The following is a 15,771-nucleotide window of genomic DNA, read 5'->3' on the forward strand; positions in this document are numbered from 1 at the left end:
TATGATATAATGTGCTGGTAAGTATGAGTCTATTATAAATTGTAAAAGATCAGAAGAATCAAATAATAAACGAGGACAAAGATATGAAAAGGAAGCTTTTAATAGGTATGCTCTTAGTGGTGGCTGTTATGCTGTTTTCACAAGAGATACAGTTACAAAGTTATATCGGTAAATGGAAGGTTGACCGTATTTTTACTGTTAATGAAGACTATCACGTTATCGGTGATTTAATAAAGAATGAAGCTTATGCGTACATGGGAGTGATTATTGAATATGATAGGGAAGGTATCGTACTTGACGGTGAAAAATTTATAAATACGAGGGAAATTCAGGAAAACTTTTTTACAGATGAACAGTTAAAGTATTATACAAGAGGTTCTTGGTATCCCGGCTATACTTTTAAGGATTTAGGGATAACCGAAAAAATTATCAAGGAAATTTTTGTGCATGCAAAAAATAATAGGGGGATTTCTATTTTTGGGGCTGTATTTTATCAAATAAATGATAATGAATTAATAATAGAATATCGTGGTTGGTTTTATCATGCGGTACGCATTAGATAATTAAAAAACGGTACTTATCGATATACAGCACTGCCGAGTTTTTATCAAAACCGGAAGGAGAACACAAGGATATGAAGAAGATATTTTTAATCAGCATGATTTTAGTGGAGACGGCTATGCTGTTTTCACAAGAGGTACAATTACAAAGTTATATCAGTAAATGGAAAGTCGACAGGTATTTTACTATTACTGATGATAGTGCTTATATGCATTTTACTGATTTAACGAAGAGAGAGGCGTCTGCATATGATAAAGTAATTGTTGAATATGATAAGGAAGGAGTAGTGCTTGATGGTGAAAGATTTATAAAAGCGGAAAAAGTTGAAGAAATGTTTCTTACAGATGAGCAATTGAGAGCTGCGACGAAAGATGTTGTGTATTCAGGGTATACTTTTAAAGATTTAGGAATAACGAGTAAAATTATCAAAGCGATTTATGTGGAGCATCTTAACGGTAGGGAAGAGCGCCCTCTTTTCGGGGATACCTGTTATCAAATAAATGATAATGAAATAATCATTGCTTATCTCGGTTGGTTTTACCATGCAGTACGCATTAGCCACGTAGGGAATAATCCGGTAAAGTATACTGACCCGGAAGCCTGTACGTCCTTGTACAGCTTTAGGTACCCTGTCGCGTTACTGACAGGATGTCAGGGGCGTCAATAGGAATACAATATGCGTTAGATAAGCTGATTGAGTTTTTCGCTGATAAATTCGCTCTTTTCTTTTAAGCCGATGGAACCGGTTTCGAGCATGATGACGTTCGGCTGCTTTGCATCGAGTTTAACCCGTCCCGCAGACTCTTTTATCATGCGAAGCAACTTATCGATAGAAATCTTTGAGACCTTCGCAAAGGTGATGCGCACGGTTCCGTTCCGCTCTTTAAGCGAGGCGATTGCAAGTTTTGCACAGATAATTTTAATTTCAGCAAGAGAAAGCAGGCTTTCAGCTTCTTCCGGAACGGGGCCGAACCGGTCGGATAATTCCGCGTAGAGCCTATCCAGTTCTTCCGCGGTACGGACGGCGGCGATTTTTTTGTATATCTCCATTTTTGTTTCCGGCACGCGGATATAGCTGTCGGGGATGAAGCCCGTGTACTCAAGCTCTATGACCGGTTCCGTTTCAGGCTCGTAACCGGCGTTTTGCAGCCGTTCCACCGCCTCTTCCAGCAGGCGAAGGTAAAGGTCAAAGCCGACGGAATAAATATCGCCTGACTGTTCTTTTCCCAACAGATTCCCTGCGCCGCGGATTTCCATATCCTTCATCGCAATTTTAAAGCCGGAGCCGAGTTCCGTAAAATCGGAGATAACCTGCAGCCGCTTCATTGCAACTTCCGACAAGGCCTTGTTTTCGGGATAGAGGAGATACGCATAGGCCTTTCTGTCGGAACGCCCGACGCGGCCGCGCAGTTGGTACAGCTGCGAAACGCCGTACATATCGGCACGGTCGATGATGATGGTGTTCGCATTGGGGATGTCGATACCGTTTTCGATAATGGTAGTCGCGATGAGAACATGAAAGCCGCCCATGTTGAAGCGGCGGAAAATATCTTCAAGTTCGGTTGCGCTCATCTGCCCGTGCGCGATATCGATAAGCACTTCGGGGATGAGCTGCTGAATCTTATACCGTGTTTCTTCGAGGCTCTCTACGCGGTTATGCAGATAGAACACCTGTCCGCCGCGGTCAACTTCAAAACGGATCGCCTGCGCAATTTTTTCAGGGTCAAACGGAGAAATAACGGTTTCCACCGGACGGCGGTTTTGCGGCGGCGTGGTTAAAAGGCTCATGTCGCGGATTTTTAGCAGGCTGATATGCAGGGTACGCGGGATAGGTGTTGCACTCAAAGAGAGGCAGTCGATATTCGTCTTCATCTGTTTGAGCCGTTCCTTGTCTTTAACCCCGAACCGCTGTTCTTCATCGACAATCATCAGTCCCAAATCTTTAAACTGCACATCTTTTTGGATAACGCGGTGTGTGCCGATAACGATATCAAGCTCGCCGTTTTTCAGCTGGGTTAAAACTTTTTTCTGTTCAGCCTTTGAAACAAAGCGGGACAGCCGAGCAAGTTTTACCGGAAATTTTTGAAAGCGTTCCTGAAAGGTATCAAAATGCTGCTCCGCGAGGATGGTGGTCGGCGCTAAAAAGGCTGCCTGCTTTCCGCTCATCACCGCTTTAAATGCCGCCCGCATCGCAATTTCCGTCTTACCATAACCGACGTCGCCGCAGATGAGCCGATCCATCGGTATCGGTTTTTCCATATCGGTCTTTACATCGGCAATACAGGTCAGCTGATCTTCGGTCTCTTCATACGGGAAGGCGGCCTCAAAAGCGGTTTGCCATTCGTTGTCTTTCGCAAAGGCAAAACCGGCGGCGGCTTTGCGGCGGGAATATAGGTCGATGAGCTTATCGGCAATATCTTCAACCGACTTTTTAACCTTGTTTTTCCGGTTTTCCCACGCCTTAGAGCCGATGATATCCAGCCGCGGCGCTTCGCCTTCGTTGCCGATATACCGCTGCACGAGGTTCGCCTGCTCGATCGGGATAAACACCGTTTCGTCCTGCGCGTACAGCAGGTTGATATAGTCGCGCTCATGCCCCAGCGTTTTAACGCGCTCAATCCCCTTGAACTGCCCGATACCGTAGTTGACGTGGACAACATAGTCGCCGGGATTAAGTTCCACAAAGGTATCGATAACCGAGCTTTTAACCTGCTTAATCGATTTCGGGATACGCCGCCGCCTACCGAAAATTTCATTTTCCTGAATAACGAGTATTTTCAGCTCGGGGATGCCGAAGCCGGAAGAAAGTGTGAGCGGCAGCACGGTTGCCTTAATATCCTTGAGCAATTCACCGATACGGAGCGCCTGCGCATCGCTTTCCGCAAACACAAAAATACGCCATCCTTCCTGCTGCAAATGCGTTAATTCTTCTTTTAGATACACGATATTGCCGAAAAAACTGCGCGGCGGGTCGCAGTTAAACACAATCGACGCTCCGGTTTCATCCGATTCTTTCAGCGTTCGGAGGAAAAGGCTCTGCGGATAGCTTTCGATCAGCTCCGTAAAGGGCAGCAAAAGACGCTGCGGCATGGGATATTCGGTAATTAAAAGGTTATGCTTGATGTCGTCGTCAATGGCACGGGTGATTTTGTTATATAAGCCGTGATACTCCCGCTCCAGTGCTTCCACCGCGTTCCGCTGCCGGTCGTAGTCCATGTACAGGAGAACTGCAGGTTTCGCAGCGCCGCCTGTGCCCTGATACCTTGAAGCGCCTACGGAATTTCGCTGTGTTGATGCAGCGCCGTCGTGCAGATACTCAAGATAATCAAGGACGCTTGCAGGTTTTTCAAAACAGAGCGGATAAAAAAGCTCTTCACCGTCAAAGGCTCGCTGTTCTTTTAAGTGCGCAATCAGTTTTTTCGTACCTTCGGCCGTAAATTCGGGCATCTGCGATAAATTCCGTTCGAGCGTGGCGATCCGCTCATCATCCCAGATAACCTCTTTCATCGGATAGAGCGTCAGGCTGTCAAATTCTTCAACCGAGGCCTGCGTGTGCATATCGAAGGACTTTATCTTTTCGATAGTAGTAAAGTCGAATTGGATACGATAGGCGGTGTGCTGCGAACCTTTGTTAGCGGCGGCGCAGATATCGAGTACCTCACCGCGGAGCGCGAACTCGCCCCGGACGCTTACCCGCGGCACCCGCGTATAGCCCCACTGTATCAGCATCGAGGCTATTTTTTCCGTATCGATTTCCTTACCTTTATAGAGAGTACAGGTGAGTGTTTTAAGGTAGTCGGGCGGGGGAACCGGCGTTAAAAATGCCCGCTGGGTCATCACCGTTATCGTGCTTGCGGTCGAGTTTGATATCGCTGAGTTGGGTGCCGCCAATCCGGACATCGCCTTTGACGTCATGCCGGACGATACCGAACCGGAGACCGGCGCCCCTGCGCAAAGTTCGGCCAAAACTTGAGCGCGTTCTGCAAACACCGGCGCAGAGTTTTGTACCGGCCGATATGCCATATTGCCCCACCACGGCAAAACCTGAGCTTGCAATCCCGCGATATCGAGGTCTGCGCGTAACTCTTCTATTTCTTTTTCCGTTGGGACAACGATACAGAGGTTAGTACCGAAACGGCGGACATATTCGGCTAAGAAAAAAGCGAATATACCGCCTGAGAGGCCGTGTATATGATATGGAAAACGCTCTTCCCTCAAAGAGGAAAAAGCGTCTTGCATGGTTTTCCATGAGCGGATACTGTCTTGTAATGTGTGTTCTTTCATTACCGATGATTAGCCGAAAACGTTGTCTTTTGTACGCCGTGTTGTTACAAAACGGGAGAGGTCAACGATATTTTTTACGATAATACGGTCGCCGTATACCTCTAACCGTCCCTGATCGGCAAATTTTCGCAGCGCATCGCCGGTCGCCTCCGCCGAAAGGCCTGCCCATCGGGCTACTTCTTCAGGTGTGATGATAAAGGTACGCATCTGGGTAGAACGATCAAGATCGGGTTGCGTTTCATCGAGCATTAAGAATACGTCGCCGACGCGGGCGATATTGTCTTGTATCGTTAAAATCATGAATCGCCGTTTCTGGACGTAAATACGCTTAACAAAGGTCTTTAACAGGCGCATTGCAATGGCCGGATTGCCGGTCAACAGAATTTCAAAGTTTTCTTTATTAAACTCAAGCGCAACAACATCGTCATACGCGATTGCGGAAGCGGAACGGGGAGAATTATCCAAAACAGCCATTTCGCCGAAAATTTCTCCCTGCTGTAAAATATCGATGTTTTTTTCTGCTCCGTTGATGATCTTAATCAGCTGAACGCGCCCCGATTGAATTAAATAAAAAGAAGCGCCCGGTTCAAATTCGGAAAAGATAACGGAACCCTTAGGAAACTTTTTTGCAAAACGGGCAAACGAGGCAAATAAATCAGGCATGGATAGCTCCTTCGCATGCAGCCAGTAGTTCTTTAATCTTAGGCACCAGCAACGGACCTGCCATCGTCAATGCTTTATCATAGAACGGTAACGCCTTATCGGGCCGATCCATACCTTGATAGCACATACCGAGGAACATCAAAATTTCTGCAAGTTTTAAAGATTTGGGGAATTGAGTAATAAAGCCCGTACCGAGCTGAATACAGCGAACAAACTCGGACTGCTTGTATAAACAGCGGGCAGCTCCTAAATAAGCTGCTTCCAGCTTTGTGCCCTGCTTCATTTCAATAATAGTATGATATTGCTTGTATGCATCAGCCCACTTCTCTTGTTTTGCAAGATCTTCGGCAAGCTGGAAAGTCAAATCTACAGAGGCATCGTCGGGCTGAGTCTGTTGAACGGGACCGCTCACCGGAATGGAAGCGGATGCGGTAGACTGACCGGAAGAAGTACCACCCATGCTGCCCGGCTGCCGCGCTTCTCCAAAACTTCGACCTGCCATCTGTGTCGAATTTGCAATAATCGGGCCAATTGCCGCCAAGTGCTTGCCTGCCGGATAGAGTGCCCTGTAGCGCGCAGCTACTTGGGCAGCCGCCTGATAATGCTGTGATTTATAAAAGGCCGATGCAACCGTAAATAAACCGTCTTCGTTATTCGTTTGCTGTTTACTATCCATTAACGATTCAAGCTGCCGGTGGATATTTCGCAGTTGCCGGGAGAAAACTTTCAACATTTGAAGGATAATACGTGTATTTGTCTGAGCAAAACTTTCAAATTCGGCAACAGAGAATGTATACACAAGCGAATCGGTTAAGACCATCGCGCTCTCTTCTCTCGGATAATTCCCAAGTGCGGATTTCACTCCAAAAAACTCACCGGTTTTAATATATTCCGTTACCTGCGCGCCGGTTTCAATATCAAGCGAATTGAGTGCGATATGCCCGCTATGCAGCAAAAATACTCGAGCATCAAAATCGCCTGAAAAATAAATAACAGAATTTGCGCTGTATTGAACAGCCTTTGGCATTTTGTCCTCCGTACCACACGCAGTTCTCAACTGTAATCATACATGGTGCTCCCTAAAAACTTCAGTTTTTAAAGGGTACCGCATATATTTATCCGAACAATTAACGGTAAGAACTATCTGCGATGATTATATCATACCTCGCGGAAAAAACCTAGTGCATTATGAATCTTTTTGCTATAATGATTGCTATGATAGATTTGCATACTCATTCCACAGCCTCCGACGGTACTTTTTCACCGGCGGAACTGGCAGCGGAAGCGCATAAGGCGGGACTTTCGCTGTTTGCCCTTACCGATCACGACACCGTAGCGGGCGTTGCGGAAGCACGACAGGCAGGGGAAGCGCTCGGCATCCGTGTTTTGCCGGGAATAGAAATCAGTGTTGAATGGCAGCCGGGCGAGCTGCATCTACTCGGACTGGGAATCGATATCGAAAATAAAACACTCTGCGGTCTTATGCAGTATGCGCAGGAAAAACGGCTGGAACGGAACCGTAAGATAATAGAAAAATTTAATGAGGCGGGGATCGTCATCGACGAAGAAAAGCTCGCCCAACTCGCCGGCGGAGCGGTAATCGGACGGCCTCATTTTGCAAAGTATCTTGTACAAGAGAAAAAAGCAAAATCCATTCAAGATGCCTTCCTGAAATACCTTGCAAAAGGACGTCCGTTTTATATTGAAAAGGAATGTTTACCGCTTACGGAATCAATTGACGCTATCAAAGACGCACACGGCGTTCCTGTATTGGCTCATCCGATGTCGCTCTATCTTTCGTGGGGAAAACTGCCTGAAACCATCGCCCAATTTAAAAAAGAAGGCTTAGTAGGCCTTGAAGCATGGCATTCGGGGGCGCGGTACGGTGAATGTATCCGGCTACAAGAACTTGCCGAAAGTCTCGGGTTGATTGTTACTGCCGGCAGCGACTTTCACGGAGCAAACCGCAAGGATGTGCATTTAGGCAGAACCGCCGCCAATCTCCCGATTGATGACCGCTTTTTTACGGATAACCTGCTTCCTGCACTTGCCGCGGTCAATACTAAGTATCGATAACGGTATTTTTATAAAAACGCCCTCTAAGACGATGCGTTTTAGAGGGCGTTCACACAAGAACTTCTTGCTTCCAACATCAGCTAATAGCCGAAGCCGTTAGCCGGTCTTTTAGAAAACAGTCTGCTCTGTGATGGGCGTTTGTAAGGCTTTTAAAGCTTTTTCGACAAGCGCACGGCGTAATTCTTTTTCGTCCTTTGCGTTCATTGTCGGGTTTCCGAGCGGGTGTGGGATTGCTACCGCCGGTACGATTCTGTTCGCTCCTACTGTTTTTGAAATCGGAACAACGGTCGCAATATGCACAACCGGTAAAACTTTTTCAATTTCTTTAACCATCGTTGCACCGCAACGAGTACAGGTGCCTCACGTGGAGGTAAGAATAACCGCCTGCACTCCGGCGTTTACAAGCTTTCCGGCAATTTCGGACGCAAATCGCTTTGCATTCGCAACGCTGGTGCCGTTACCGACCGTCGTGTAATACAGCTCATACAACTTTCCTATTTTATGCTCGCGTTCCATATCACGCAGTACATCGACCGGTAAAACACGGTTGGGGTTAGCATTACAATAAGTAGGATCATAACCGCCGTGCGCCGTTTCGCTGTTTTCGGATGTCAGTTCTGTAAGTCCCGCGATGGAGTATTCACCGTAGTGAGAAGCGGAAGACGCTTCAATATGATCGGGGTTCCCTTTCGGAACAACACCGCCTGAAGTAACCAATGCGATAACTGCCTTGGAAATATCGGCGATAGGTGCATGGGGCGGTACACGGTCGAAAACCGGCATCGGATATTCGGTAACGAAAGCTTCACCTTTGAGCTTTTGTACGAGCATATCGACGGCACGTTTTGCTCCGCGCTCTTTTGCAAAGTAGTTTTGGCGGATACCGCGCGGCAATAAGCCATCGGCTGCAAGGTCGATTGCTTCGCCGTTTAATACTTTTTTTGCAACTGCGGCAATAGCCGGCACTGCATGGCGCATATCGGCAGCGGAATTCTTTGTTTTAACGGTGTACATACATGCTTTAAACACATCGTAACCGGGGTTCTCTTCATATAGCCCGGAAACAGCGGGAATGCCAAGCGCAGCCGCCGCTTTTGCAGCACCGCCGCATGCCATACCGTAACGGCCGGCGTTAAAACCGGGGCCGGTAATTAGCAAATCCGCTTTGTTTTCTCTTAAAACATCTTGGATAAATCCCATACACTCATCGGTGTGGTCGTTAAAATAGTTATCACCGCAGATAATCGTCTTAACGATTTTCCCCGCATCGCCGAGCGCTGCTTGAATCCCCATACCGGGTCCGGCATTTCCGTCGATTACTTCAATCTTGTAGTCGGCAACATCTTCTCCGCCCTTTCCGGCAAAGAATTGGTTGATATAGTGTACAATCTTTTTCATTGTTTACCTCTTATAATCCGCATGCGGATAAATTCCAGAAGCCCAGCTCATTCGTTGCACCGGTAATAACCTGTAATTCCGCTTCAATACTTCCGTCTTTGTGTAAGCTGCCGTCCCATGCACCTGCAATAACGTTTGCTTGTTGGGGATCGCCGATAACCAAGTCCATCTTAGGCAGTTTGATAACCTGATTGGCGTTTCCGTTCGACACCACGGCATCCGCAGAAGGATGAGCATCCGCAAGCGACTGACTCGCGCCGTCCTGCCCCGCGTATTCGTCGGTCAGCAATACTGTTTTAATGCCCTTTGCAGCAATCTTGCGGCAGTTCATCATCAAGTCGGCGTCGGGGTTACCGAAACCTTCCTCGGAGATAATCACTGCATCAAGGCCGAGCTGTTCCGCAAGCCGTGCAGTTAAAGAAGAAGAGCGCTCTTTATCCGCCAGCGTTACGTTCTCGTTGGTTACGATGACGCCGATAAAGTTGTAATCCTTTCCGTGCCGCTTATACAGTTCGTGGATAACGGGGCTGTTCTGGTGCACATACGTCGGGTTTTTGTCGCAGGCGGAAACGCAGTTGCCGCTTACGACTGCGCCGTCCATCGCCTCAGTGGGATACATAATGGTTGGAACAATCTGCTTAACATCGACGCCGTAGTAGTAGGTGTCATGCAGCAGCCCCTGGCTTTGCAGGGCATAGACATAGCCAACCTTCGGCAGATTGGGATATTGCTTAGCTTGTTCAATCGGGTTCAAGGTTTCGTACACTTCGGTTTCAGCCGGAGCAACGGACTTTGCGGCATTACCCAAATAGCGTGCGGCTTTAAGCCCCATCAAACGAAGTGATTTTTCTTTAACTGCACGAGTGGTGTCGTCTTTCACGGTGCCTTTTACCACAAGGTTAATCGTGCGGGAAAACGGCGTGTATTCGGCACCGGGGCCGCTCATATCGATAATACCTTCTTGGAATCCGACAACGGTACCGGTTGTTACCACCGCTGCACCGCGGAGTACGGCGGTTTTACCCGAGCCGACCGTATCTTCTTCGCCGGTAAAAAATCCGGGAAAACATACGCCGCTGCCTTCAACCTTGCAGCGCGGTTCAATAACGTCTTTAACGGAAATAATCCGGGTCTTGTCGCCCGGTTTGGTAATTGTCAGTGAAACATCAGTGATAAGCGGATCTTCTTTAATCAAAGATATCAGCTCATCCTTGTTTATTTCGAGACAAGTTCCTTTGATGGCAGTTTTATCGGAAAACCGCATCTCATGAATAGGGATAATTCCCAGTTCAAGCTTCATATCGACCTCCTATACTTTTTTGAAAGGGGCAGACTACCCCATAAGTATACAATAATATTTTATTGCAATTACTCTAGGCTGTCAATTTATACGAGCTTTTCTATCGTTTATTCTTTATAAAGTCTTTGATAGGCCGCCGAATCATGCGGACAATGGAGGTAGAGAGGATAATACCGACCGAGATTGCAACTGCCATAAAACATGAATGAACACCTTCAGCAAGCCCCTTATCCAGATCGCCGCGCACAAAGAAAAGCATAGAACGATATACGCGGAAACCCGGGACTAACGGGATAATACCGATAACGATAAAAGAGGTCGCAGGAGTTTTTTGAATAACAGCAAAGAGTTCCGCCAGGAGGCCGACCACAATAGCTGACAGCAGATTTGCAAAGATATAGCTGACTTGTGGAATGTCAAGACTTAACAGGATTGTCCAGCCGATTGCACCGTTAAGGGCCGCGAGCAATAATGTTCGTTTCTGAACATTAAACAGAACGCCAAAACCGAGACAGCTGATAAAGGCAAGCACGGTATGGACATAGATCGGCATTAAAGTCCTCCAAAAATCGAGTAGAGCATTAAAATACTGCCGACTCCGAACGCAATTGCAATGGCGACAAGAATTGCTTCTCCGATACGCGCGATACCGGAGAGCAAATCGCCTGAGATAAAATCTCTGATTCCTGCAGTAAATGCAACCCCTGGAACAAGAGCAAGTGCCGCACCGACGATGATATTGTCGAGGTTGTCAACTAATTTAATTTCAAAAGATATAATGGAAATGACTCCCACAAACATGCTTGCGATAAAATTACCGGTAAAAACAGTACGGGAACGCACCATTATTTTATCGCTGATAAAAACAGCAATATACGAAGCAAAAAACGCTGCGACAAAGTCTCCGAATTTTCCGCCTACTAAAACTGCAAAAATACCGCACCCGATACCGGTAGCAAATAACAGGAATCGATACGGGTATCCTTTATATTCATCTATCTTGCGTAGGCAATCCATTGCATCGGATATATCGATTTTGCCTTCCACAAACTTGCGAGAAAAATCACTGACTAAGGTAATCTTAGCGATATTGTTGCCTCTTTTTTTGATATCCTTTGTATAAAGTACGTTTTCTCTATCGCCTTTTGCAATAAAGAGAATGGTGGGAGTAACAAAAGGGGTAACATCGTACACACCGCCCGCTTCGCTTATCCGCACGATCGTTTCTTCGGCGCGGTACATTTCTGCCCCGTTGCGAACAAGCAGTTCTCCGGCGTAGAGCGCTATCTGCATTACTAAAGCATGCCGAGTGAGGGCATTGTCCTTTTCCATAGCTACAATATCCGACTGGGTATCCATAATAATTGCTGATTGTAATTCTTTTTCGCTATTATGACAATGGAACTATTTAATATTTTTTGGGGACAGACGGGCAAACGCATCAGGTATTTTTTGATATTCACGCAGAATATTTGCAACTGGTCAAGCAGAGTTTCGCCGCGCTGCGTCTCAAATGCTTGCCCAATCTCAAATATCCTGCGATTTTAATCTACTCTCCTGATGCGTTTACTCTCCGCACAAATAAACTGCGTAAAATTTTGGGCAAAGGTATTTATTTTAATATTACCCATGTCGAACCTGTTCCTCCGTCGCGTCCTTTAGGGTGCCCTGTTTCACCCGCATGGGCATTTGTTTCTAAAAATTTTTGTACAAACCGTGACAGTACCGGGCCGTTTTGGGAATGATTCCCTTTCCCGTGAATGATGAGTATTTTCTGATACTTTCTGCGTAAGGCGTCTTCAAAAAAAGTAACCAGTGCACCATAGGCTTCTTCCAGTGTCATGCCATGCAAATCGATTTCAGCCTGGGGGCGCATTGCCCGTAGCCGCTGTTTATCGGCTAGATTATCAAAAAGGGCAGTATTTTCGGAATTATTCGCATCTTTGTCATAAACGCCGTAACGGCGTAGCCAATAATCCATCGGGTTTAACGTTTGAGTATTTTCGAGGGCATACGCTACGGCTGTCGGATTTTTTAAGTCTTTACGAATCCGCTTCTTTCCATAAGGCTGTTGTGTCTGCGCTTCCCATTGATTTAGAATCTCTTCAAAATTCATAATTTCCCTCGCAGGATTAAAGATAAATGATTAAACCATGAAATACAAAAAACGTTTCAATAATAATATTGAAATTTATCGATTTTTTACAAAGTTTCCATATTTGCTAAAGATATTCTTCCCCCCCTTACTCCCCATGTCGTATATAAAAAAGAATCCATTTGCATCGCTGCCTGCATAAAATCTTTCACCTTGGTCTTGCGAATGTATCTGCAAAGAGCCGGTTCAGCTGTATTCATTAAGCGGAGCCATGAAAGCTGTACAAAATATTGTTGAAGTAAATCATTGCTTTGTTGGAGAAGATAAGCCATAAACTCGTTTTGCAGCAGGTAATCGTCGTCAGTGTTATACTGCAAGGCCGGATATATTTCAAAATAACGGCGTAAAAATAGCGCGGCGCGTGGGTTCGTCTGCCGAAAGACTTCCGTTACCGTATCACGGAAGTTTTCTTCCGTAAAATAAATACCGTGCAGACATTCGTGGGTAATAAACCGGTAACGGAGATCCCGCTCAGATTGACGGCTTATAGATACGATTGCACCCTCCCCCGCCTCAATACCGGTTTCCGTACGAACAATGATGCCATTATAGAAAAGAATTTTTCGTAAGTGCAATTCCGATTTGTTAAGCAGGAAATGTTCTTCTTCAGCCTTTTGAAAGAATGCTGCAAGCGTTTCTGCTCTGTAGTCGTGGGCATTAAACCCGTGGAGAGAAGTTAGCGCTCCATCTGAAAGAAGCTTTCCCGTAAAGCCTTTTTTTTCCGCAAAGAACGAAAGCCGTTTAAGATAGGCATCCTGTACCGAATAGTCGGCAAAATCAAAGATCAGCACCGAAGGAAATTGTTCCCATGAAAACAGCTCGTAAGAGGGCTGTCGCCATTGTTCTTGCGGCCAATCCGGAATAAGCCCCGGATCGGCTGTAATCGGAGCCATCAGAGAGGGGGTAGAATATTCGATCGTAATACCGCAGACCATGGCTGCCGCATCTGCCTGCTCACCCGTATCAGGAAGCGTATCTGTATTGGATAACCGCTCCGCATCAGGCGGCATATCCGCAGCGGCCGCCTTATCCACATCAATCTGTTCAAGCGTTAAAAGAGGATCGGAAAAAAGGCAGCTGTCAAGCGTAAGTTGGTATATATCCGGTGCGCGAAATACGGATATACGCTTGTCACCGCATTGAAACGAAAGGCGCGGCTGTTTTTGCCCTGCCGTCAGATTAACCGGTTGGGTTTTGTCAAAATGAATACTGATAGAGTCCCTACCGCCTGTCTCCGTATTTCCCGCACGTATAATCGCCGACGGTTTAGGGAACTCCGTGCGTAGGGGAACTCCCGATTCGGTACATAATTCCGGCGGGATAACATCTCCATCAGCGGTTGTACCGTACCACAGTGCAGCCCCATCTTTTAACCAACCGTACCGAACGGGTACGACAGCCGCACTTTTCAGCTTTAGAGCCGATTTTGCCGAAACCATAAAGCCCCTAATATGAGCTGTCCCCACCGCTATGCCTGCAAAGCCGATGCTAACCGTAAGGGTCCCTCGCGGCAGCAGCTTCGCTGTAACGGGATGCTGCGGGCGGAAGTTTTCTTTTAACTTACCGAAAGCGGAAAAATCGTTTGCATAAAGCAGCCCTACGGCAAATTGGGCAGAATCAGTTTGAATAGCGTTTGGGTTGATAGGTGCTGTGCGGCTCGATTGACCGGTGAACTCTAACGGTTCAAACTCCAGCTCGAGGGCATATAAGCCGGAATCGGTTAAACCGAACATCGTAGGGCTTTTTTCAAAAGCGAAGCACATGACATCGGATTTTTCCGGATCATCTATCGTACCCGTTTGGGCATTTGTATTTAAAGCCTTGAGCGGCACGCACCGGCTCTGCATACCGGAAACGGATGCAGCTAATAGATAAACCACAGTATCATCGCTGTCTACCGGCAATGCAAGCGATACCGACGACGCGGGATCGGCACAAGAGGTACATAACCAAGAGGTAAAAACTAAAACAAGAACGCCACGCAGCAGGATATGCATGTCGCTACTATTTTATAGCTGCTTTTAGAGCGTCAATCTTATCGGTTTTTTCCCAACTGAATTCGGGGCGGCCAAAGTGCCCGTAGGCAGCGGTCGCTTGATAAATAGGTTTACGTAAATCCAATGCCTTGATAATACCGGCAGGGCTGAGATCGAATACCTGCTGAACGGCTTTTTCGATTGCATCTTCCGGAACCTTTGCAGTACCGAAGGAATCTACCCGAATCGAAACGGGAAACGGTACACCGATAGCGTAGGCAAACTGCAACTCGCACCGTTCGGCTAAACCCGCAGCAACGATATTCTTTGCGACATAGCGCGCCATATATGCAGCTGAACGATCTACCTTGGTCGGATCCTTACCGGAAAAGGCACCGCCGCCGTGCCTCCCCATACCGCCGTAGGTATCCACGATGATCTTCCGCCCCGTTAAACCGGTGTCGCCGAAGGGGCCGCCGATAACAAAGCGGCCGGTCGGGTTAATAAAGAATTTTGTCTTTGAATCCAGTAAACCGGTCGGTTCAAGGACAGGTTTAACAATCTTTTCGATAATCGCTTCTTTTAACGAAGCATAAGAAATTTCGGGGTCATGCTGATGGGAGATAACGACCGTATCGATACGCACGGGTTTATCTCCTTCGTATTCTACCGTTACTTGACTCTTTGCATCGGGGCGCAGCCAATCGATCTTTTTCGACTTACGCAACTGCGATGCCTTCCGCAGCAGCTTATGTGCATACATGATAGGGGCAGGCATCAATTCCGGTGTTTCTTTACACGCATAGCCGAACATCATCCCCTGATCCCCTGCACCCATTTGGTTCTGATACTCGCTGAGGCCGGTACCGTTTACCCCCTGCGCAATATCGGGGGACTGAGCATGAATCATACTTAAAACAGCCATAGAGTTGCAGTCAAGTCCGAATGCGGAATCGGTATAGCCGATGTCCCGCGCAATATTGCGGGCTGTTTGCTGTATATCAACAAAAGTATTGGTGGTAATCTCTCCACCAATAAGGATTAACGCAGTTGAAGCAAAGGTTTCGCACGCAACATGGCTTCCGGGATCATCACGTAAACAAGCGTCCAAAACTGCATCAGAAATTTGATCACAAAGTTTATCGGGATGGCCTTCTCCGACCGATTCCGAGGTAAATAATTTATGTTCGTTCATTATTACTCCTATCATTAAAAGTGTTACGAAGCAGCCGCTATCATACCGCTATCAGTCTAAATGTACAAGTTGCTTGTTAGCCGATGCGATCATCTTTCTAATGAATGCAATGACTATTCTTATAGAATAAATTGGAGGGATACGGTCAACTGAGAAAGAAAAC

The 15,771-nt window shown here is 46.8% G+C and carries 13 protein-coding genes; 3 read left to right on the plus strand and 10 right to left on the minus strand.

Going from position 1 to position 15,771, the window contains the following annotated elements:
- The first annotated feature begins 83 nt into the window (after positions 1-83).
- Together E4N69_RS01240 and E4N69_RS01245 are read left to right on the plus strand one after the other, a co-directional pair.
- On the plus strand, positions 84-563 hold the full coding sequence (locus E4N69_RS01240; protein ID WP_253824238.1) for a hypothetical protein: 480 nt from the start codon (positions 84-86) through the stop codon (positions 561-563).
- A 71-nt stretch (positions 564-634) separates the two neighbouring features.
- Positions 635-1,228, plus strand: a complete 594-nt coding sequence (locus tag E4N69_RS01245; RefSeq protein WP_253824239.1) for a hypothetical protein — start codon at positions 635-637, stop codon at positions 1,226-1,228.
- A 14-nt stretch (positions 1,229-1,242) separates the two neighbouring features.
- Here the strand turns inward: E4N69_RS01245 and mfd are convergent, their stop codons facing one another.
- From mfd to E4N69_RS01260, 3 genes are read right to left on the minus strand one after another with little or no spacing between them, the layout of a single operon-like run.
- A complete protein-coding gene (gene mfd / locus E4N69_RS01250) occupies positions 1,243-4,845 on the minus strand; it encodes a transcription-repair coupling factor (protein ID WP_253824240.1) in 3,603 nt (1,200 codons plus the stop codon).
- Between the two features lie 9 nt (positions 4,846-4,854).
- Positions 4,855-5,508 carry a Crp/Fnr family transcriptional regulator gene (locus E4N69_RS01255; protein WP_253824241.1) on the minus strand — a complete coding sequence of 218 codons (654 nt, stop codon included), beginning with the start codon at positions 5,506-5,508 and terminating at the stop codon, positions 4,855-4,857.
- Complete coding sequence (locus E4N69_RS01260; RefSeq protein ID WP_253824242.1) at positions 5,501-6,535, minus strand: cyclic nucleotide-binding domain-containing protein; 1,035 nt, start codon at positions 6,533-6,535, stop codon at positions 5,501-5,503. Before E4N69_RS01260 ends, E4N69_RS01255 begins: the two co-directional genes overlap by 8 nt.
- A gap of 188 nt (positions 6,536-6,723) precedes the next feature.
- Here E4N69_RS01260 and E4N69_RS01265 point away from each other — a divergent pair, with 188 nt between their 5' ends.
- On the plus strand, positions 6,724-7,584 hold the full coding sequence (locus E4N69_RS01265) for a PHP domain-containing protein (RefSeq protein WP_253824868.1): 861 nt from the start codon (positions 6,724-6,726) through the stop codon (positions 7,582-7,584).
- A gap of 108 nt (positions 7,585-7,692) precedes the next feature.
- On the opposite strand, the gene E4N69_RS01270 is transcribed toward E4N69_RS01265, so the two are convergent.
- From E4N69_RS01270 to metK, 7 genes are all read right to left on the minus strand, one after another.
- A complete protein-coding gene (locus E4N69_RS01270) occupies positions 7,693-8,982 on the minus strand; it encodes a glycine/betaine/sarcosine/D-proline family reductase selenoprotein B (protein ID WP_253824243.1) in 1,290 nt (429 codons plus the stop codon).
- 10 nt (positions 8,983-8,992) lie between these two features.
- Complete coding sequence (locus tag E4N69_RS01275; RefSeq protein WP_162662112.1) at positions 8,993-10,282, minus strand: glycine/sarcosine/betaine reductase component B subunit; 1,290 nt, start codon at positions 10,280-10,282, stop codon at positions 8,993-8,995.
- A gap of 100 nt (positions 10,283-10,382) precedes the next feature.
- Positions 10,383-10,835, minus strand: a complete 453-nt coding sequence (locus E4N69_RS01280) for a threonine/serine exporter family protein (RefSeq protein WP_162662113.1) — start codon at positions 10,833-10,835, stop codon at positions 10,383-10,385.
- Positions 10,835-11,614, minus strand: a complete 780-nt coding sequence (locus tag E4N69_RS01285) for a threonine/serine exporter family protein (RefSeq protein ID WP_253824244.1) — start codon at positions 11,612-11,614, stop codon at positions 10,835-10,837. Before E4N69_RS01285 ends, E4N69_RS01280 begins: the two co-directional genes overlap by 1 nt.
- 280 nt (positions 11,615-11,894) lie before the next feature.
- Positions 11,895-12,398: a Smr/MutS family protein gene (locus tag E4N69_RS01290; RefSeq protein ID WP_162662115.1), complete on the minus strand. Its 504-nt coding sequence runs from the start codon at positions 12,396-12,398 to the stop codon at positions 11,895-11,897.
- An 86-nt stretch (positions 12,399-12,484) separates the two neighbouring features.
- The gene (locus E4N69_RS01295; RefSeq protein WP_253824245.1) at positions 12,485-14,434 is read right to left on the minus strand and encodes a hypothetical protein; all 1,950 of its coding nucleotides are present in this window, start codon (positions 14,432-14,434) and stop codon (positions 12,485-12,487) included.
- A gap of 7 nt (positions 14,435-14,441) precedes the next feature.
- The gene (gene metK, locus E4N69_RS01300) at positions 14,442-15,608 is read right to left on the minus strand and encodes a methionine adenosyltransferase (protein ID WP_253824246.1); all 1,167 of its coding nucleotides are present in this window, start codon (positions 15,606-15,608) and stop codon (positions 14,442-14,444) included.
- Between the last annotated feature and the right edge of the window lie 163 nt (positions 15,609-15,771).

Source organism: Treponema sp. OMZ 906 (assembly GCF_024181185.1).
Classification (GTDB): domain Bacteria; phylum Spirochaetota; class Spirochaetia; order Treponematales; family Treponemataceae; genus Treponema.

Excerpts from the sequence above, each read along its gene's own strand:
- E4N69_RS01240 (WP_253824238.1), top strand. The coding sequence starts at position 84 with ATGAAAAGGAAGCTTTTAATAGGTATGCTCTTAGTGGTGGCTGTTATG.
- E4N69_RS01245 (WP_253824239.1), top strand. The coding sequence starts at position 635 with ATGAAGAAGATATTTTTAATCAGCATGATTTTAGTGGAGACGGCTATG.
- mfd (WP_253824240.1), bottom strand. The coding sequence starts at position 4,845 with ATGAAAGAACACACATTACAAGACAGTATCCGCTCATGGAAAACCATG.
- E4N69_RS01255 (WP_253824241.1), bottom strand. The coding sequence starts at position 5,508 with ATGCCTGATTTATTTGCCTCGTTTGCCCGTTTTGCAAAAAAGTTTCCT.
- E4N69_RS01260 (WP_253824242.1), bottom strand. The coding sequence starts at position 6,535 with ATGCCAAAGGCTGTTCAATACAGCGCAAATTCTGTTATTTATTTTTCA.
- E4N69_RS01265 (WP_253824868.1), top strand. The coding sequence starts at position 6,724 with ATGATAGATTTGCATACTCATTCCACAGCCTCCGACGGTACTTTTTCA.
- E4N69_RS01275 (WP_162662112.1), bottom strand. The coding sequence starts at position 10,282 with ATGAAGCTTGAACTGGGAATTATCCCTATTCATGAGATGCGGTTTTCC.
- E4N69_RS01280 (WP_162662113.1), bottom strand. The coding sequence starts at position 10,835 with ATGCCGATCTATGTCCATACCGTGCTTGCCTTTATCAGCTGTCTCGGT.
- E4N69_RS01285 (WP_253824244.1), bottom strand. The coding sequence starts at position 11,614 with ATGGAAAAGGACAATGCCCTCACTCGGCATGCTTTAGTAATGCAGATA.
- E4N69_RS01290 (WP_162662115.1), bottom strand. The coding sequence starts at position 12,398 with ATGAATTTTGAAGAGATTCTAAATCAATGGGAAGCGCAGACACAACAG.
- E4N69_RS01295 (WP_253824245.1), bottom strand. The coding sequence starts at position 14,434 with ATGCATATCCTGCTGCGTGGCGTTCTTGTTTTAGTTTTTACCTCTTGG.
- metK (WP_253824246.1), bottom strand. The coding sequence starts at position 15,608 with ATGAACGAACATAAATTATTTACCTCGGAATCGGTCGGAGAAGGCCAT.